Origin of the sequence: Methanosaeta sp. UBA356 (assembly GCF_002496465.1) — an archaeon.
Lineage (GTDB): Archaea > Halobacteriota > Methanosarcinia > Methanotrichales > Methanotrichaceae > Methanothrix > Methanothrix soehngenii.
The window spans coordinates 1-18,248 of the sequence record NZ_DAKC01000069.1 but is presented as its reverse complement, the minus strand read 5'-3'; the positions used below and the strand labels follow the sequence as shown (position 1 = coordinate 18,248).

The following is an 18,248-nucleotide window of genomic DNA, read 5'->3' as shown; positions in this document are numbered from 1 at the left end:
GAATATCAGCTGCATTTTGACTTATTATCTAAAGTATTAGTCTAAATAAGTAAAATTAAAAGACCAAGCCTTTCAAAACAAATTATTTATATCATTAAGTATTAGTGACCTGAAAAATATGGTGACGATTATGAGAGAGTCGACAGTAAAGATCCTGGATGACAAGGACATGGAATTCGTGGAGACGCTCCGCTCCCTTGGAGTGCCCCGAAACGTAGCAACCCTTATCACATTTCTGGCAAATGTGGATGAGGCCTCCTCAAGGGAGATAGAGATGGGCTCAGACCTCAGGCAGCCAGAGGTGAGCATTGCCATGAGAACCCTGCGCGACAACAACTGGATAGAGGAGAAGGAGATTAAACGCGAGGGCAAAGGAAGACCGATGAAGGTCTACTCATTGAAAGCAGGCATTGAAGAGGTCATAAAACATTTCGAGGAAGAGAAGCTGCATGAGTCCGCTCAGGCCATGGAGAGCATCCAGAGGCTCAAGCAGCTCATATCAACATAAATTATCCAGGATTCAATTATTGCTCGATCGGGGATGAGGATTTCAGATCTGCCTCTTAACTGGGGGAGATGAGAGCACCTCAACCTCTATTTTTGCTGCTATTCCCCGTCCAAGCGAGATCTTCGATCCGTTAAGCTCGATTACCACCGGTCCGCCAAAGGGATGGCAGGTTATTTTGCGCACACGGCTGCCTCTTCTTATTCCCATGGATTCAAACCTCCTCTCCCAGCCATACTCACCGTTCACGGAATGAATCTCCAGGGTCTGATTACAGGGGGCCCTTGAGAGCTCAATGTATCTCATCTCCGATCATCCACCTCGTCGCCATCACCTCCAGAACACGGATAAATCTTGCGCAGCGATCATCCTTTCGCAATCCTTCTCATCCCAATCAATTGCATCATAATCGCACATTCACCCCATTCTTCCTTAGATATGTCTTGACGTCTCTGATGCTGCATTCCTGGAAGTGGAAGATGCTGGCCGCTAAAGCTGCAGAGGCATCGGTCTTTTGGAAGACCTCCAGCATATGCTCGGGATTTGCGCATCCCCCCGAGGCGATCACAGGCACCCGGACCATTCTCGCCACAGCAGCGGTGAGGGGTATGTCAAACCCAAGCTTGGTGCCGTCTCTGTCCATGCTGGTGAGAAGGATCTCTCCTGCTCCCAGGGAGACGGCCTTTTTGGCCCAGTCGATGGCGTCAATTCCGGTGAACTCCCTGCCGCCATAATAGGAGCATTCAAACCAGCAGGGCCCCTCTTCCGTCTGTACCATATTCCGGCCATCCTCCTGGGAATAGCGCCTTTTGGCATCTATGGCTAAAACCACGGCCTGATTTCCATATCTACCGGCGATCTCGCTGATGAGATCCGGTCGCTTTAGGGCGGAGGTGTTAACGGTGACCTTATCCGCACCAGCGTTGAAGACCTCCCTTGATTGCGCCAGGCTGCTTATCCCCCCGCCCACGGCCAGGGGCACAAAAACCGAGAGCGATGTCTTCTTTATCACACTGGTCATGGTCTCCCGCCGGTCACTGGATGCAGTTATATCCAAAAAGACGATCTCATCCGCACCATCCTGATAGTACTGATCGGCCAGCTCCCAGGGGACTCCGGCATATCTGATCTGCTTGAACTCAATTCCCTTGACCACTCTGCCTCCGGGGACTCCCAGGTCGCAGTCCAGGCAGGGAATGATCCTTCTAGCTAGCATATGGTAGACCTCACGAAGTTCTTCAGGATTCTAAGGCCCTTTGGCCCTGATTTCTCGGGATGAAACTGGGTGGCAAAGAGGTTATCCTTATGGACCGCAGCTGCCAATTCCACTCCATGATCTGTGGTGGCGGCTATAACCGATTTGTCCCTCGGCTGGCCGTAGTAGGAATGGACGAAGTAGAACATGTCCCCCTCACTGATGCCATCAAAAATCTCCACCCGGTGCTTGATGTATAGGCTGTTCCAGCCCATCTGGGGAATCATCACTCCATCCGGCAGGCGCACAACCTTTCCCTCTATCCAGCCCAGACCCGGCGCGCCCGGACTCTCCTCGCTCTCCTGGAAGAGCACCTGCATGCCAACGCATATGCCCAGCATCGGCACTCCCTCTTGGAAGCATGATAAGAGCGAGTCTGAGAATCGAGAGAGCTGATTCATGCAGCTGCCAAAGGCCCCCACACCCGGGACAACTATGCCCTTCGCCCCGGCCAACTCCCCTGGATCGCGGGCAATCTTGGGATTGCCGCCCACATACTCCAGGGCGTTGTATATGGAAAATAGGTTTCCCATTCCATAATCCACTATGATTATACTCATCTGCGTCTTCCTTCTCGCTATGGCGCGATTTTATTTGGCGCCATTAATATCTCTATTTGCGATCCTTTCATATCTTTTCATAAGCCTGTTGGCTCGGCGGAACATATATTCCTGCGAGGTACCATACCCTGCAGGGGGCAAGGATTATGAACTTTCATAGTAAATTTTTTAAGATTATTTATGATTTCTTCACAATTTCGCATTCATATAGCTTCATATCAACTCAATTCGTCCGTTATTTCTCTATTTCTTATCTGCAATTTAATTATAGCAAATCTTTAAATAGGCCGACAACTCAATTCCGCCCTTCTCCATCACTTAAAAACTTGACCCATAATACTTAAATAGGGAACGATGGACACCTCCCTCCACCAGGTCATAAAAATTAAGATTCGGGAAAATACTTAATGGAGATGCAATATAATGACCAAATCGAATCCTTTTGAGATAGCTCAAAAACAGCTTGATGATTGTGCCAAGATCCTAAACCTCGATCCTGGAGTGCATGAGTTCCTCCGCCACCCCAGGCGAGAGTTTCACGTATCGATTCCCGTGCGCATGGATGACGGCAGCATAAAGATCTTTCAGGGATACAGGGTTCAGTATAACGATGCTCTGGGCCCCTGCAAGGGCGGCATAAGATACCATCCGGATGAGACCATTGATACCGTGAGGGCTCTAGCTGCCTGGATGACCTGGAAGACCTCCCTTCTCGGCCTGCCCCTGGGCGGAGGCAAAGGTGGAGTGATCTGCAATCCCAAGGAGCTCTCCACTGGGGAGCAGGAGAGGCTCTGCCGGGGCTATGTGGATATGGTCTGGCAGAACATCGGACCGGAGAGGGACGTTCCTGCGCCGGACGTCTACACCACACCCCAGATGATGGCCTGGATGATGGATGAATACTCAAAATTGACCGGCTCGAACAACTTCGGTTGCATTACCGGCAAGCCTCTGTGCGTGGGCGGTTCCTGTGGCAGAAGCGATGCCACTGCCCGGGGAGGCATGTATGCCCTGAGGGAGGCGGCAAGGGAATTAGGAATTGATCTCTCCCGGGCCACAATTGCCATTCAAGGGTACGGCAATGCCGGCAGCTATGCTCACAGCCTGGCCAAGGAGCTTTTCGGCAGCAAGGTTGTCGCGGTTAGCGACTCCAAGGGCGGAGCATTCAATCCGGCAGGAATAGAGCCGGCGGAGGCATCAAGCGTCAAGGCGGAGACTTGTACTGTGGCCAGCATACCCGATGCCAAGAGGATAAGCAATGAGGAGCTCCTGGAGCTCAATGTGGACATTCTCATTGCCGCCGCTCTGGAGAACGTGATCACCAAGGAGAATGCTGGAAATATCAAGGCCAAGATCATTCTGGAGCTGGCCAACGGCCCCACCACACCGGAGGCAGATGAGATCCTCTTCAATAACAAGGTGCATGTCATCCCCGACTTCCTGGCCAATGCCGGCGGAGTCACCGTCTCCTACTTTGAGATGGTACAGAACATCATGCGCTACTGCTGGTCATTCGAAGAGGTCTATCAAAGGTTGGACGAGAGGATGACCATGGCCTACCAGGGAGTATTGGCTGCCTCCAGACAGTACAATATCAACATGCGTCAGGCAGCCTACACTGTGGCCGTGGCCAGGGTGGTCGATGCCATGAAGACCCGCGGCTGGGTTTAAAGGAGAGACGAGCTTACCTCTGAACAGTCAGATAAGCAGATAAAAATAGGTCCTTTGCATCCTCCGAGCAAGAAGCCCGGAATGATTGCAGAGGCCTACAATCTTTATTTGGTCATCATTTGGTCTTTTGATCTTTGCTGGATTGGGGATTCATCTTTTTGAAATGGATAAAGATTTCCTGGGATGAGTTTTGCTCTCTTTATAGGAGGGTTGGGCAAAGTCGATCTCTAACGAGGTAGGAGGAAAATTGGCCGTAATGGTTGTGGTCGACTTTTGCCCGCTAATTGCTCGTCATTCAACGATATAAATGTATGGTGCAGATTCCTGGAAATCCTGGTATTCGAGTACGGTCCATGCACCTGCTACATGCTTCTCCTGCTGTAGCAATCGCTTTCTTCAAGCTCGCAATTCATCCGAATCCTGCTGAGAAAATCAATGGCTCTTCGCTGAATGATGTGAGTGAGGTCAGGCAGAGATTATAGCCTCTGTTCCTCTGTGCCTCTGTGGTTGGGTCAGTGCATCGCGGTTCACCACAGAAGCACCGAGAATTTCTGATTCAGTCCACCCACACTAAATAGCGAGGAGCCAAATCAATCATAATATGTCACGAACCTCTTACGGCTTGCCTGCACTCTGCCCCGACCCCCCGGTGTTGAGGGAGCCTCATTGGCTGCGGCGGAGTCCACTGAAAAACAGCCTGCATGGATTAATATTGGCCTTAATCCCGTCTGGATCCGAGAAACAGAATAAAGCAATGCGCCCTTACATATAAATGGGAACTTCCCATTTGTTCTGCTTATCCTTGGGAGCATTCTTCTTTGACCATGCCGGATAAACTAAGATATTGCCTTGCTCATCCTCTTCATTGACCATCTGCTCATTTTCTTCCTTTTCCTCTTTCTCTGCCATTTTGAATCCCTCTCGGATCGTGACAGCCTATCGATGATCCATTCCTCGCCCAAGCATTTATTAGTTTTGAAGATAGATATAGATCAATTCAATTCATAGGTGAAGTGAATGAAATTCCTCTCCCGGGCAGTCAAGGTCATAAAGAGGACCAAGAGCGTAAAGTCCATTCGTTTCGAAAAGCCGGAACATTTCAGCTATCTTCCCGGCCAGTGGACTTTTCTGATCTTCGGCGATGGGCCAGAGCGGATCATGAAACCTTTATCCTTCTCAAGCAGCCCTACAGAAGACCATCTGGAGGTCACAAAAAAGCTGACCGGCCTGAGGTTCTCAGAGCTTATAGACGATTTGAAGGTTGGAGACACACTTTCACTGGACGGGCCTTATGGGAGCTTCTCTTTTCTGGGCGAGCACGATAAGGTCTGCATGCTATCCGGCGGGATAGGAATCACACCCTTGCGCAGCATGATCAAATTCTGTACCGATAAGAAAACGAGCACAGACATATCCCTCCTCTACTCCAACCGAAATGAGGATGAGATCCCCTTTTATGATGACCTGATGCCGATGCAGAGGGCCAATCCCCGTCTTGTGGTCAATATGACCATCACCAATCCCAGCCCCGCCTGGAGAGGCCTATCGGGGCGGGTGAACGGAGAGATGATAAAGAGCACTGTGCCCCAATGGGCAGAGAGGATCTACTATGTCAGCGGCCCCCAGCCGATGGTCGAATCGATGACCTCCCTCTTAACGGAGATTGGACTTGACCCGAGTCAAATTAAGCATGAATACTTCAGCGGGTACAATAGATCGAACGCGGGAGAAGAGCTGGTGGGATAGAATCTATTTTATCTTTTCCCTTCCTCCTCCTTCTCCCTTATCCGGGAATTAATCACCCGGTCCGACCTCTGCAGGGCCTCATGGGTCCCGCCATAATGAAGGGCAGCCTCTCTCATCATCTGCTTGAAGCCCTCCATATCTCCATCATCCGTTTTTTCGCACAGCCGCATGCACTCCGACACAAAGGCCTGCCGGGCAGCTGCCGCTTTGGGATTCATCTGAATGGAGGCATAAAGCTCAGGATTCTGGTCCAGGATTCTGCCCACAAAGTCGATCATTATCTCATAAACCGGAGACATGAACCGGTGCGACCTCTGCACATCAAAATCCAGAGCCTTCAGTGCCGCCCCGATGCTGATATAGGCGAAGTGGGTGAGCGCCTGCACTACGGCCATGGTCTCGTCATGCTCTTCTGCCTCCAGAATCTCGATCCTGGCTCCATCCGATTCGAAGAGGGACCTGATCACTCCAAGCCACTTTCCCGTCTTCCCCTCCACCGGGGTGAAGATGATCGTCTGGCCAAAGAGTGAGGGCATGGTGGGCCCGAACATGGGATGAGTGCCCAGTGCTTCCACCCCCTTGGGAGCGTAAGTCTTCATCGCCCTCACCGGCCCGGACTTGACCGAGGTCACATCCATGATCAGGCTGCCTGAATGCATGCTTGGGGCAACCTGACGTATCACTTCCACCGTCTTCTCGATGAGCACGCTCACCAAGACCACATCGCTCTCTTCCACCTCAGCCATCATATCATGGGCATAGCGCACTCCCAGACGTTCGGCTACCTCCACCTTCCCGCTCGGCCCCCAGATGGCCACCTCCCATCCTTTTGATTTGAAATAGCGAGCAAACCAGGAACCCGTCTCCCCAGTTCCGCCCAATATCAGTATGCGCACCATCTTCCCTCCCTCATCCGAGATCTCCTTATCTTCATCACCTGCTCTTCCTCTGCCTTCGCTCCTCCAGGCTCTCCCTGACCGCCCTCTCCATCACATCTGCTGGAGCCTTCCTGCCCGTCCAGATCTCAAAGGCCCTTGCCCCCTGATAGACCAGCATCATCACTCCATCGATGGCCGCTGCACCAATGGACCGAGCATCCCAAAGAAGCTCCGTCTCCCGGTTATACACGATATCAAAGACGACATGATGGCTCTTTAAGAGACGGCTATCTATTATCCTCCCGTCCCCCTCTCTCATCCCCACCGAGGTGGCATTGATGATAACATCCGCCTGGCGTACCAGGGGTTCCAGATCACACAGGCAGTAGCTTATGCCGCCCACAGAGGCAGCCAGCTCATGAGCCCTCTTTAGGTTCCGGTTCGCTATGGAGACCTCCGCTCCCTCCCGATCCAGAGCATAAGCTATCGCCCTTGCCGCACCTCCTGCGCCAATCAATAAAACCCGGCTGCCTTTGACCTTGACTCCAGCATCCTGCAGAGCCGATAAAGCCCCCCAACCATCGGTATTGTAGCCCTGTATTCTGTTCTTTCCTTTCTCTTCCCCCGCCTCTCCAGAAAAGGATATGGTGTTTACCGCTCCAATCGCTCTGGCCAGATCATCTGCCTCCAGAAAATCCAGGCTCAAAGCCTCCTCCTTGAGAGGAATGGTCAAATTCAGTCCGCCAAATCCCATAGCATCTGCTCCAATGACTGCATCTTTAAGCCTGGACCGGCTGACGCGAAAGGCATGATAGCATCCATCCATGCCCAGGGCCCGAAAGGCGGCATTCTGCATGGCTGGAGAGAGGCTGTGCTCGATTGGATCGCCAAAGATTCCGAAGATCTTCATTTTTTCATGTGCTCCTATGATCCAGATTCTCGGCCTGACTTATTGACCGGGTGCTTTTGATGCTCTAGAGGATATTCCAGATATGCAGCACATACCAGACAACTCCTCCCGCAATGGCTCCAAAGGCAGTAGCTGCCAGGTTCACCCCGTTATTGCTCAGGGTGCCCCGGCTCTGCAGGGTCGCTCCCAGCAAGCTGTCGAAGTTGGTGCCCAGGAATCCAGCAGCTGTCCCGATAACGATTCCTAAGAGTCCAGTCATCCCGCTGATCGCGGCCAAAATGCTGATGATCAGTGCGCCGAGCAGCGATGCCCCCTCGCCAAGCAGCGTCACCCCTCCATCCACACCCGGCTCAGTCTCCTTAAGAGTGGTAATCATCCTGGGCTTGGAGCTGCTGGTCTCTCCAATCTCGCTGGCCAGGGTATCGCCATTGGCCGTGGCCACAGATCCGATGAAGGCGTATACGAATAGGTCGTTTCCGTAGATGCCATAAAATACTGCCATGGCCAGCGGTACCAGGCTGTTGCTAAAGACGTTCTTGTAGCCTCGCGCTCCTCCATGTGACTGGGCTATCCCTAGCTTCTCCTTTTTAGCATATCCGTAACGAGTGAAACCGCCACCCATGAGATAAAAGATCAAAAGAAGCAAAAACCAGCTCAAGCCAGCGAAGATTATAACCAGAAAACCGACTATGGTCTCGCTGATCACGGCAGATATGTCCGCCGCTTTAGCCCAGTAAGCGCCCACTCCTAAAATGAGGGCGAAAAGGCATATGAGTATGATTGTATGCAGCTCCGGGAATGGATAGCGGAAGGAGAAGAGCCACATCACCATGGCGGTTCCGAAGGGAACGGCAAAGTCTCTCATCCTGGATGCCTGATTTAGAAATGTGCCGGAAAGACCACCCAGGACCGCAAGGAACATAGCGCTCTCCTTGGGAATAGTACCCGCGGAGATCCAGATCGCGAGGGGATAGCCCAGAGCTACAGTAATGAGAAGATGAGCTATGCTTCCTGTTAAGGAACTAAACCTCAGATAGCCCAATGAGGCAAAGGTGGAGGCCATAAAAGAGATGGCGATAACATACAAAGGAAGATCGATGCTCATCTGGGCGAGAACAGGCCTAATGATCAGGAGAAAACCCAGGGTTGCCGCAAGCAAACGGGTGCTCTTCTCCATAAAAAAAGCCGCCGCCAGAGCAACTACTGTGAACGGCCAGGCATAAGGCAGAAGCAATACCATAAGTCCTATGGCCAGCCTGGAGGCGTTCTCGCGGTTCATGCAGTACAAACCAGTTTCATCGCAAAAATACTTTGCCTATGGAAAACCAGTGATGAATTGATGATTCACCGCCTGTATGAAAAGCTCCTAGAGATGCGCATATCCAAGGCCAACCTCCCTGGCTGCATTGCCATAGTCCTCAGCTCAGGGGATCTATTTGATGAGGGCCTGGATAAGCTGAGGGATATCATCGAATGGAGCAGATCGATGGGTCTTGCCTCACTCGTCCTTTACATCAATGATAACGAGCCCACACTCTGCCAGAAGATCGCAGACACTCTGCGGAGCTCTCCCGCTCAAATCTCTCTGCACACAGCAGATGCAGATCTGCTTACAGGTTCCGGCGGGAGGATGAGGGTTACTGTCTCTTTAGGATATGGGGGCAAAAGAGAGGTGACTGAGGCTTTCCGAGATCTTCTCAGTGAGGTGGAAGAGGGAAGGCTGATTCCGGAGGATATAGATGAAAAGGCAATAGAATCCCGTCTTCGCTTCAGCCAGAAGCCCGATCTGGTGATAAGGGCGGGAGGAAAGCAGCTGAGCGACTTCATGATCTGGCAATCGGCCTACTCAGAGCTTTATTTCACCGATGTCAACTGGCTGAGGCTGCGCAAGATAGATTTTCTCCGTGCCATCAGAGACTATCAGGGGCGAGAGAGGCGCTTCGGCCGCTGATCATTTATTTTCCGGTCTTGGGAATATCCTTTGAGGCGAGAATGCAGAGAAACCGGGCAGGTATCATCTCTGATATAACGATATCATCATTTACTGTCATCATCTTCACACCTGCCTCTCTGGCCGGGGCGGCATCCACCTGGATTACCTTGGGATTCCCAGTGCGGTAGCCTGCCACATCCCAGGCCTTATTTGGGGTGGTTGATAGATGGACATACCTCTGGGACGCGGACTTGAGGCCGATCTCCAGGATCCTGTCTGCCTCCTCCTCGCTCGCTCCGTAATATAGCCTGGGAAGATGGCATTCCGGATGGTCCAGTTCTATATCCATAGAGTGACCGTATCTGGCCCTGATCCTCTGATTTGAGATCTCATATCTCTGCTTGGGATCGGATTGAGCAAGGGCGATAACCATCTCTTTGTTCGCCCAGCGATGTCTTTTTTGAACCACCTCTCCCAGCTTCGAGAGGTCGACCCAGCCCCGAGAGTCCATCTCCAGGCCCAGATCAAGGGGAAAATGCCGAAGGCCCCCCGCTACCAGTCTGCCCAGCTGCTCCGTCCTGGCCTCATCCAGAATAAGCTGACCGGCAAGTCCGCACTCACAATGCTCTCCTCTGAAAAATCCGTGCTGAGGGCAACGCTTGATCATCAGTAGACCTCCTCTGTCATCATGAATACCCTTTCGCATAGATATAGCTGACTGCTCTCTGTTAAAAAACCGATATTCAGTTCCTATAGTCAGGCATGGCAACTCAATTCAATCGGGAAAATCCGAGGCCTGCATTTCAGGAAGCAAAGACTCAAATATGTCTGTTTTGAATAAACTATTATGCCCGGTTCGAAGGATGTCGAGAAGAGAATATGCCGGATGCTCGATATGGATGAAGAGGAGCTGATGGCCGAGCTGGAAAGGTCTTTTATTTTGTCTGATGATTGCGATGAGAGGATTAAAACCAGCTTGGAAGAGATGATGCAAGAAGTGGACAGGCTCCTATTGAAGATCGATCAGCTGGAAGAGGACGAGTCTGAGGTCTGCAACTGGGAATCAAATCAGGAGTGAATGCATTTGGACTCTCTTCCCGATATTCAGGCCTGCGAGCCAGATTTTCCTTTCAATCTGACCAGAGTGGGTGTTACCGGCGTCAAGAAGCTGATTAAAGTCGAGAGGGGGAGCGACGAGAGGCCAGTGGTCCTGATTTCCAATTTCGAGGTGTTCGTCGACCTTCCATCCGACCGCAAGGGCGCCAACCTTTCCCGGAACTTCGAGGCCATAGATGAGGTTCTCGAGGATGCCATAAACCGGCCGGTTTATGAGATCGAGGAGCTATGCGGCGAGATCGCCAAGAGGCTTCTTGCCCGGCATGAGTATGCGTCCAGGGCAGAGGTGAAGATGAAGAGCGAGTACATCGTTCGCAGACAGACGCCCTTCACAAAGGTCACCTGCCAGGAGGTAGTGGACATATTTGCCGAGGCGGTGGCAAGAGCAGGTCCCACCGGATGTCTGAGAAAGACGGTAGGTGCAGAGGTCATGGGGATGACCGCATGTCCCTGTGCTCAGGAGATCATGAAAGATCAGGCTCGGGGTGAGCTGATCAAAGCCGGCCTATCCGAAGAGGTCGCTTTAGATGTTTTGAGCCGATTGCCTGTGGCCACCCATAACCAGCGAGGCAGAGGCAGCATCTCGGTAGAGGTGCGCGACCGGCGTTGCGTCTCTATAGACAGGATCATCAAGATCATCGAGGAGTCCATGAGCTCCAAGGTTTATGGCCTGCTCAAAAGGCCTGACGAGGCCTTAGTGGTGAGCCGGGCGCACAGCAATCCCAAGTTCGTAGAGGACTGCGTCAGGACTATGGCTCAGAAGACGGTGGAGGCTTTCAGCGATCTGCCGGATGATGCTGCAGTGACGTTGAAACAGATCAATGAGGAGAGCATCCATCAGCATAATGCTTTCGCTGAGAGGACTGCCACCATGGGCGAGCTGCGAGCAGAGCTGGCCTGCCTGAAGGTTTAAATGCTTTTGAGTTGGTCTAAGACCAGTTCGAATCGATTGGTTGCAGTTGATCAATATGGAAATTGACAAGATCGCCGGCCCTCTCCGCAAAGTGCTGCGGGAGAGGGAGATCATCGCTCGATGTGAGCTATTGCTTCGTACCTATGATATCGTCAGGGCAGCGGATTTGTGCGAGGAGGAGCGAGAAGAGCTGCAAAAGATCGTAGGCAAGAAGATAGCTCCCGGCATATTTGTTAGCATTATGAGCAAGGAGCCAGCGTTCTTCGATCTGCCAAGGCTGGATACCTTCACCCAGATGGATGGGCGGATATTCCACTTCCTGCATACAAAAAAGCACAGCAAGCAGGACTTCGCCGAGGCCAACCGCAAATTCCTCAATTCAATGCCCGAGCTGAGGAGGATCATGTATCAGAGCCTGAAGGATCTCTTAGTGGAGTTCATGAGCGATGCAGGATATAGACTGACTTCAGAGGAGACTGGGGAACTGGTATTCAGCGCGCCGGAGAGGAAGGCCAGGGCCTTTGTGGCAACGAGCGTGAGGTCGCTAGATATAGATAAGTGCCGGGGAGAGCAGGGCGAGGATGTGGTGGCCCTGGTGCCCAGCGGAGAGAACCTGGAGCCTTTTATGCAGTTCTACCAGGAGAATGGCCTAAAGGCAGAGGAAAGGGAGATTCAGATATGGGTGACCAACATGGAGAAGGGCAGCATAGATCCCTTTGTGGGTTATACCATGGACCTGGACATCTACAATCAATTCGAAAATCCGCGCCTGGCGGAGATGGTGAGAAACAACTGGAGCCGTAGAAAGCAATTCTAATTCGATTAAATTGAATGACTGAATATTATTATAAACTGATCGATTCCGGTACTCGCTTCTAAAGCAAGTATTAAATAGAATAAACGCGCTAAAATCTGCAAACAACAGATCAAAAGTTGATCGGGAGTGGGGTACAATGAAGGGAATAGTAAGGCATTTTCTATTGGCAACAATGGCGGTGTTCTTGATCACTACGGGCATCTCCTTTGCTCTTGTAGGCGATGTGGATGAATCTGATCTTTACATGCAGTCGGACCAAGGCCTGTCAGGCACCGCCTCAGAGAATAGCGTTGGGCGATCGGCAAGCATAGAAGAAACTGGCCCGGTTGGAGCTTATATTCCTTATCAAGGGAGTTCATCAACCCAGGCGCCATACCAGAAAGGCTATGCTGAAGGATTTGCAGAGCTATCGGAGTCTTCATCCGTTCCTGTTACTTCATCGCAAGGATCGTTATATCAAGCGCCATGGATAAGCGGGCCGGTCGAGGATCAGATGACAGCCGAATCGCTCGGATTATCTATCCCCAAGGCGGAGAGCTTTTCGCCTGATGAAAGCCTGAACTTCGTATCACATCCAATTCCCACGATGACTGCAGGTGAAGCATATGGTCAGGATGGTTCAGCTATGCTGGGCTTCGAGGCCGGCTCAGGGATCAGCAAGGCTACCAGCTCCAAGGTGGGCTCGACCGGGTGGTACTATCCGGGCCTGGTCACATCTTCAAACCGGTTCTATGTTCAGACCGCTTCCGGTCTGGCAACAGTGGCTGGTTGCAGCTACAGAGGATATCTACCCCTGTGGGCAGAGATTAAGTCGAAGGGTTATTTCTTCGTATACGAATGGTATCCGAAGACGTCCACCCCACTGGTCAGATTGTGGGGCTGGTCAGTTCCGGGATGTAAGAAGGGCTGGTTTACCGGCGATGTTCCCGGCTGGCATGTAATAAGCTACTACTGCGGTGCCTGGTCCAACTATATCTATATCTATGTCTATCCTTCAATGTACAGCTCAATCCCGTCTTCATCATCATCCGGCTATCTGGCAGGCGAAGGATCTGCCATTCAGCCCACGATACCATCTGCAATGCAATCTACGATACCGTCTGCCATTTCGGCCACGATGCCATCTGCCCTGCCATCTGCCGGGCAGTCATCCGTCCAGCCATCCATGCAGCCCTCATTGCCTGCTGGAGCGCCAACACCGCCTGACATCTATTCCGAGAATATTGCCCTTCCCAATTACAGCTTGTATCGGCCGGCCACCGGTCAGACGGGAAGCATGAGCTACTATGATGGATCGGCTCCAAAGAGCACCATTCCCGCAGCGGCCGCGATGTATCCAGTACCGGGAAGCTATCCCCAAGGATTGGATGGAAAGACTCTTGCCACGCCCACCGCTGGTGGCAGCACATCTGCCCAGACCACAACCTCCTTCACCACATCTACTCTGATAACCGAAGGAGTCTACGGAAACTGTCCTTATGTGGACGATAGCGGCCGTTGCCAGGATGATATGATCTCAAAAGTCCCCGTGGGGCCGAGCAATTATGCCTCCCATAGCAGCAAAGCAGTATTTCCAAAGCCATCTAAATGCAGATGCAATGAGTATTATGTCCTGGATTGCAATGACGATATAGATACCGTCGCGGGCGTATATTGCGGTGACTGGCTCCCCCTCTGGTCCAAGATAAGCCGTCATGGAGAGTACTGGTCGTATGAATGGAAGATCTGCCATACTGGTGGCAAGGGGTGCAATCCCGAGGTCAAAAACTTTGGCTACAAGACGTCTGGCTGGTACCAGACCTGGTTTAAGGGAAGCGAGCCAGGCTGGCATATACTGAGCTACTACTGCAATGATTGGTCCAATTACATCTACGTCTATGTCTGGCCGGCAAATTAGTCTTTCATTGCTCTATCGGGCTGGCCGGCAACCCTTTGCCAGGCCGGCTCGAAATGGCATTTGAATAAGGTGACTTCCTCCCTGGCCTAAATACCAGGGCTTCCTACTTCACTGACCGGCTGGTTATTTGCCGCATCTCTGTAGGCTCTTCCCCTCAGTCTGAGGGTGCGGATATTGATGCTGGCATTGAGATCCCTATCCATCTCTAGCCCACATTTAGGGCAAAGATGAACTCGGTCTGCCAGCGTTTTAGGGACCATTATGCCACATTGGGAGCACTTCTGAGAAGTACATCTCGCGTCTACCAGTTCTACTACTTTGCCAGCCTTCGCAGCTTTGCCTTGAGTGAACTGAATTAGTTTGCCCCATGCATGGTCTTGGATATGCTTTGCTAGATGATGGTTCTTGAGCATTCCATTGATGTTCAAGTTTTCAAATACGATTATGTCAGCAGAATCTACCAGTTTCCGGGATACTTGGTGTAGGAATTCATCTCGAAGATTCTGAATTCTCTTACTGATCTTAGCTACTTTTGCTTTAGCTTTCCGCCTGTTGGCCGAGCCCCTTTTCTTTCTGGAAAGAGATCGTTGGGCAGCAGCCAGCTTCTCTTCTAACTGGATGTAGTATCGAGGGTATTGGATCGACTTACCGGCAGACGTGGTTATTAGGCTCTTCAGGCCAACGTCTACCCCTATTGTGGTTGTTGGCTCAACGGCAGGGGCATCCTCGATTTCCGCCACTAAGACGGCGTACCAATGGCCCAGGAGATCCTTCTTGATGGTGCAAGTCTTGATCTTTCCTTCGACTTCCCGATGCTTAAATATCCTGATGGTTCCGATCTTTGCAAAGAGTTAGCTTTGAGCCTTCCATCTTGTATCCTGTCTCGGAGTCTGGATATGTGAAGGACTTATACCAACCCCTGCCCTTGAATCTGGGATATCCTGGGTTTTCTCCGGCCTTGACTCGCCGGAAGAATGCTTTGAAGGACTTATCCAGCCTGCGAAGGACATCCTGAAGACAGTGGGCATATATCCCGAGGAAATTGCCGTTCTTTCGCTCGACAGTGAGCATAGCAGCCTGATCTTCGTATGATCTGCTAATGCCTTCAGTCTCATAGGCGTTCTTTCTGTCTGCTAATGCCGTATTATACAGGTGCCTGCAAGTTTCGAGAGTAAGGTCTAATTGGGCCTCTTGTAGCCTATTAGGGTACATCCTGAACTTGTAGGCGGTCTTCATCTGGATTTCTGCTCCTCGATATACTTCTTGATGGTCTCTGCTGTCACGGTCCCAGCAGTGCCGACATAATACGAATTGGTCCACTTGATAGCGGTTTCGTTATACCAATAATTGTACATCCTGGCGCTGATTCCTTTGAACCAATTGATTAGCAAAGACGGGGCATTTTGAGGAGGAGATGAGATGAAAAGATGGATGTGGTCCGGCATTATCTCCAGACTCAATATCTCTACCCCCTTCTTCTCTGCTATGGTATGGAATATGTGGCTCTTCGCTGAATTATGTGGGTGAGTTAAGGCAGAGAATATGGCCTTTTGTTCCTCTGCGCCTCTGTGGTTGGGTCAGAGCATCGCGGTTCACCACAGAGGCGAAAAGATACAGAGAGTTTCCGATTCAATTTCACCCATGCAAAATAGCGAGGAGCCGAATATGTCTTTGAGATGGTCTGCTACATCGCCAGTAAGTACAGGACGCTGGTATTTGGGTATCCATACCAAATGGTAATTTATATTATACTTACTATGCCTAGTAGACCGCACTTCCATGACCGTTTATACGTGCGCATACTATAAATAGAGTACTTACGGGCTTACTCCGGCCCGAAGACCGGAGTTTGCGCCCTGCTCGTTTCTATCATTTCAGGATCTTTATGGCCTCATCAGCGTTCTTGCCTTTGTTTACTATGGCCGCTATGGCACGGGTCATCTTCACCGGATCTTTATGCTGGAAGACGTTCCTGCCTATGGCCACCCCGCGCGCACCAGCCTGTAGCGCTCCTTCGATCATCTTCAAGAACTCCATGTCCGTCTCGGTCTTAGGACCGCCTGCTATGACCACTGGCACTGGGCAGCCCTTGACCACCTTACGGAAGCTGTCAGGATCGCCAGTGTAGTTGGTCTTGATTATGTCCGCTCCCAGCTCCGCTCCCGCCCGGGCAGCGTGGGCTACCACTTCCACATCATTGGGATTGGCGATGTTCTTGCCCCGGGGGTACATCATGGCCACCAGCGGCATGCCCCAGAAGTCGCAGCGCTCGCTGACGCACCCCATGATGCTCAGCTGATCGGACTCGGTCTCAGAGCCGATATTGATATGAATGGATACAGCATCAGCGCCCATCTTTAGGCACTCTTCCACCAGGCAAACCTGGACTTTGTTGTTGGGGTCTGGACCTAAAGAGGTGGATGCGCTCATGTGCACGATCAGTCCCACATCCTGGCCATAGCCGCGATGACCATGCCTGACCATTCCCTTCTGCTGCAGCACGGCATTGGCTCCGCCCTTGGCCACCTTGTTTACCATCTCCGGGAGGTCGGCCAGGCCCTGGATGGGGCCGACTGATATGCCATGGTCCAGTGGAATTATGACTGTGTTCCCGCTGTCTCTATCCATTATCCTCTCAATTCTGACTCTCTTGCCAATCTCACTCAAATCCAATCACCTAATCATGCTAACATGTAGCATGCTAACATATAACATATATAAGGATTGCGATTGGACTAAAAAAAAGGGACTTTTGAGTCGAAGCCGAATTATGCCAAATCTGAAGATATTGAATCGAAAATCTCTTTCGTTGTTTCCCAAGGAAGATCAGATCCAATTACACATACAACACTACCTTCACCATCTTTCTGATCAAGACACCATCCGAGTACGTAAAGGGGATCATTTGATTCGATCAATCCAAGTGCACTAAGGGGATCATCTGAATCGATCTCTATGGTCGCTAAAACGCCATCATGGCCATCAACTTCATATTCCTTCATGGTCATTTCTCGGCTGCCGTGAATCATATCCGATTTCTGAATGCAATGCTCAATGCCTGTTGATTGATCCCTTTCTGAGATAGGTTCATCCATCGGCTCCGCGGTACTCATTTGATGGACTTCCAGTATAATTTGGCCTAATTTATCATCGATAATTATGTTTGCAGGTGTGATCTCATATTGAAATCGGATATCTTTTTCCTCATGATCCATTGAGATGACACTCTCCTTCTCTATCGTATATGAACCAATATTTTCCAGGTCCAATGAGATGGTGGCTGGACCCAATGCGATCGTCTCCCCCGACGCAATAGCTATTGCTGGTGTTGCGGCGATCAGGAATAGCATGACAAGCAAATTAACTATCTTCATTTATGTGCCTAGTGTGAATTTTAATTAGATTCTGATTGTCAAATATTTATAGACATGGTACAGACTCTGAAAGAGAATGCTCCAAAGAGGACAGCTCGAAAGATATATCCGAAATAAAATCAGATAATGATACGTGATAGCATGGCGGAAATTACCGTGATAGACGAGAAGCCTCAACTGGTTGCAGGTATGAGACGGAAGGGGCATTATAGGGAGATCGCAGAAATGCTTGCCTCTCTATTTGAATATGCCATGAGCTGCAAAGCCATAATTGTCGGGCATCCCCTTTTTTTATATCACGAAAAGAGCGTTGAGGAGGCAAAGAGAGCAGATGAGGCAGGCAATGCCGACATAGAGGTCTGCGTTCCGATTTTAAAGAACATCCCGGAGAATGATATGATCAGATGCTATGAGCTTGCTGGAGGAAAGATGGCCAAGACAGTTCACAAAGGACCTTACCAGGAATGCGAATCGACTTATATGGAGCTCTTTGACTGGCTGCAAAAGAACAACCACAAGATCGTCGGACCAATAAGAGAGGGCTATGTCAATGATCCTAGAGAGGTCGAACCGGAGGAGATCCTCACCATAATCTATGTCCCCGTAAGCTGACGGTTGCAGCCATATTTCTGCCATGAAAAGCCTGCCTTCATCACATAAACACAGGCTGGAA

The 18,248-nt window shown here is 50.9% G+C and carries 22 protein-coding genes and 1 pseudogene; 9 read left to right on the top strand and 14 right to left on the bottom strand.

Going from position 1 to position 18,248, the window contains the following annotated elements; genetic code table 11:
• Positions 1-130 precede the first annotated feature (130 nt).
• Positions 131-508, top strand: coding sequence for a hypothetical protein (locus tag BP727_RS06175; protein ID WP_013720576.1), 378 nt, complete (start codon positions 131-133; stop codon positions 506-508).
• A gap of 42 nt (positions 509-550) precedes the next feature.
• On the opposite strand, the gene BP727_RS06170 is transcribed toward BP727_RS06175, so the two are convergent.
• From BP727_RS06170 to hisH, 3 genes are all read right to left on the bottom strand, one after another.
• On the bottom strand, positions 551-811 hold the full coding sequence (locus tag BP727_RS06170) for a FeoA family protein (protein WP_013720577.1): 261 nt from the start codon (positions 809-811) through the stop codon (positions 551-553).
• A 97-nt stretch (positions 812-908) separates the two neighbouring features.
• Entirely contained in the window at positions 909-1,721 is an 813-nt protein-coding gene (hisF, locus tag BP727_RS06165; protein ID WP_013720578.1) for an imidazole glycerol phosphate synthase subunit HisF, read from the bottom strand.
• Complete coding sequence (hisH, locus tag BP727_RS06160) at positions 1,715-2,320, bottom strand: imidazole glycerol phosphate synthase subunit HisH (protein WP_013720579.1); 606 nt, start codon at positions 2,318-2,320, stop codon at positions 1,715-1,717. Before hisH ends, hisF begins: the two co-directional genes overlap by 7 nt.
• A gap of 423 nt (positions 2,321-2,743) precedes the next feature.
• On the opposite strand from hisH, the gene BP727_RS06155 reads away from it, so the two are divergent.
• Complete coding sequence (locus tag BP727_RS06155; protein WP_273271541.1) at positions 2,744-3,991, top strand: Glu/Leu/Phe/Val family dehydrogenase; 1,248 nt, start codon at positions 2,744-2,746, stop codon at positions 3,989-3,991.
• A 762-nt stretch (positions 3,992-4,753) separates the two neighbouring features.
• Here the strand turns inward: BP727_RS06155 and BP727_RS06150 are convergent.
• Positions 4,754-4,900, bottom strand: a complete 147-nt coding sequence (locus BP727_RS06150; RefSeq protein ID WP_157863840.1) for a hypothetical protein — start codon at positions 4,898-4,900, stop codon at positions 4,754-4,756.
• Positions 4,901-5,008: 108 nt separating this feature from the next.
• Between BP727_RS06150 and BP727_RS06145 the strand changes: the two genes are divergently transcribed.
• Complete coding sequence (locus BP727_RS06145) at positions 5,009-5,737, top strand: ferredoxin--NADP reductase (RefSeq protein ID WP_273278652.1); 729 nt, start codon at positions 5,009-5,011, stop codon at positions 5,735-5,737.
• Positions 5,738-5,745: 8 nt separating this feature from the next.
• Here BP727_RS06145 and BP727_RS06140 read toward each other — a convergent pair whose 3' ends face one another.
• The 3 genes from BP727_RS06140 to BP727_RS06130 form a co-directional block, all read right to left on the bottom strand.
• On the bottom strand, positions 5,746-6,636 hold the full coding sequence (locus BP727_RS06140) for a prephenate dehydrogenase/arogenate dehydrogenase family protein (RefSeq protein ID WP_273271543.1): 891 nt from the start codon (positions 6,634-6,636) through the stop codon (positions 5,746-5,748).
• A gap of 34 nt (positions 6,637-6,670) precedes the next feature.
• The gene (gene aroE, locus BP727_RS06135; protein WP_013720583.1) at positions 6,671-7,525 is read right to left on the bottom strand and encodes a shikimate dehydrogenase; all 855 of its coding nucleotides are present in this window, start codon (positions 7,523-7,525) and stop codon (positions 6,671-6,673) included.
• Positions 7,526-7,589: 64 nt separating this feature from the next.
• Entirely contained in the window at positions 7,590-8,804 is a 1,215-nt protein-coding gene (locus BP727_RS06130; RefSeq protein WP_048132557.1) for a TIGR00297 family protein, read from the bottom strand.
• Between the two features lie 60 nt (positions 8,805-8,864).
• Between BP727_RS06130 and BP727_RS06125 the strand changes: the two genes are divergently transcribed.
• Positions 8,865-9,476: an undecaprenyl diphosphate synthase family protein gene (locus BP727_RS06125; protein ID WP_013720585.1), complete on the top strand. Its 612-nt coding sequence runs from the start codon at positions 8,865-8,867 to the stop codon at positions 9,474-9,476.
• 4 nt (positions 9,477-9,480) lie between these two features.
• Here the strand turns inward: BP727_RS06125 and BP727_RS06120 are convergent, their stop codons facing one another.
• Positions 9,481-10,125, bottom strand: coding sequence for an RNA 2'-phosphotransferase (locus BP727_RS06120; RefSeq protein ID WP_273271544.1), 645 nt, complete (start codon positions 10,123-10,125; stop codon positions 9,481-9,483).
• Between the two features lie 180 nt (positions 10,126-10,305).
• On the opposite strand from BP727_RS06120, the gene BP727_RS06115 reads away from it, so the two are divergent.
• From BP727_RS06115 to BP727_RS06100, 4 genes are all read left to right on the top strand, one after another.
• On the top strand, positions 10,306-10,536 hold the full coding sequence (locus BP727_RS06115; RefSeq protein ID WP_048132571.1) for a hypothetical protein: 231 nt from the start codon (positions 10,306-10,308) through the stop codon (positions 10,534-10,536).
• A complete protein-coding gene (gene mptA, locus BP727_RS06110) occupies positions 10,537-11,487 on the top strand; it encodes a GTP cyclohydrolase MptA (RefSeq protein WP_273271545.1) in 951 nt (316 codons plus the stop codon).
• Between the two features lie 55 nt (positions 11,488-11,542).
• Complete coding sequence (locus tag BP727_RS06105) at positions 11,543-12,304, top strand: hypothetical protein (RefSeq protein WP_273278653.1); 762 nt, start codon at positions 11,543-11,545, stop codon at positions 12,302-12,304.
• Between the two features lie 136 nt (positions 12,305-12,440).
• On the top strand, positions 12,441-14,201 hold the full coding sequence (locus BP727_RS06100; RefSeq protein WP_013720589.1) for a hypothetical protein: 1,761 nt from the start codon (positions 12,441-12,443) through the stop codon (positions 14,199-14,201).
• Positions 14,202-14,287: 86 nt separating this feature from the next.
• Here the strand turns inward: BP727_RS06100 and BP727_RS06095 are convergent, their stop codons facing one another.
• The 6 genes and pseudogenes from BP727_RS06095 to BP727_RS06070 all read right to left on the bottom strand — a co-directional run bounded on the left by BP727_RS06095 (position 14,288) and on the right by BP727_RS06070 (position 17,575).
• Positions 14,288-14,995, bottom strand: coding sequence for an RNA-guided endonuclease InsQ/TnpB family protein (locus BP727_RS06095; protein WP_273272325.1), 708 nt, complete (start codon positions 14,993-14,995; stop codon positions 14,288-14,290).
• 22 nt (positions 14,996-15,017) lie between these two features.
• Entirely contained in the window at positions 15,018-15,437 is a 420-nt protein-coding gene (locus BP727_RS06090; protein ID WP_052297591.1) for an RNA-guided endonuclease InsQ/TnpB family protein, read from the bottom strand.
• The gene (gene tnpA, locus BP727_RS06085; RefSeq protein ID WP_048132611.1) at positions 15,434-15,745 is read right to left on the bottom strand and encodes an IS200/IS605 family transposase; all 312 of its coding nucleotides are present in this window, start codon (positions 15,743-15,745) and stop codon (positions 15,434-15,436) included. Before tnpA ends, BP727_RS06090 begins: the two co-directional genes overlap by 4 nt.
• Before the next feature lie 123 nt (positions 15,746-15,868).
• A pseudogene (locus BP727_RS06080) lies at positions 15,869-15,976 on the bottom strand (transposase); the annotation flags it as partial.
• A 94-nt stretch (positions 15,977-16,070) separates the two neighbouring features.
• Positions 16,071-16,868: a 2-amino-3,7-dideoxy-D-threo-hept-6-ulosonate synthase gene (locus BP727_RS06075; RefSeq protein ID WP_048133388.1), complete on the bottom strand. Its 798-nt coding sequence runs from the start codon at positions 16,866-16,868 to the stop codon at positions 16,071-16,073.
• Positions 16,869-16,969: 101 nt separating this feature from the next.
• Positions 16,970-17,575, bottom strand: a complete 606-nt coding sequence (locus BP727_RS06070; RefSeq protein WP_048132612.1) for a hypothetical protein — start codon at positions 17,573-17,575, stop codon at positions 16,970-16,972.
• A 126-nt stretch (positions 17,576-17,701) separates the two neighbouring features.
• Between BP727_RS06070 and BP727_RS06065 the strand changes: the two genes are divergently transcribed.
• Entirely contained in the window at positions 17,702-18,187 is a 486-nt protein-coding gene (locus tag BP727_RS06065; protein ID WP_286857877.1) for a GyrI-like domain-containing protein, read from the top strand.
• Positions 18,188-18,248 lie beyond the last annotated feature (61 nt).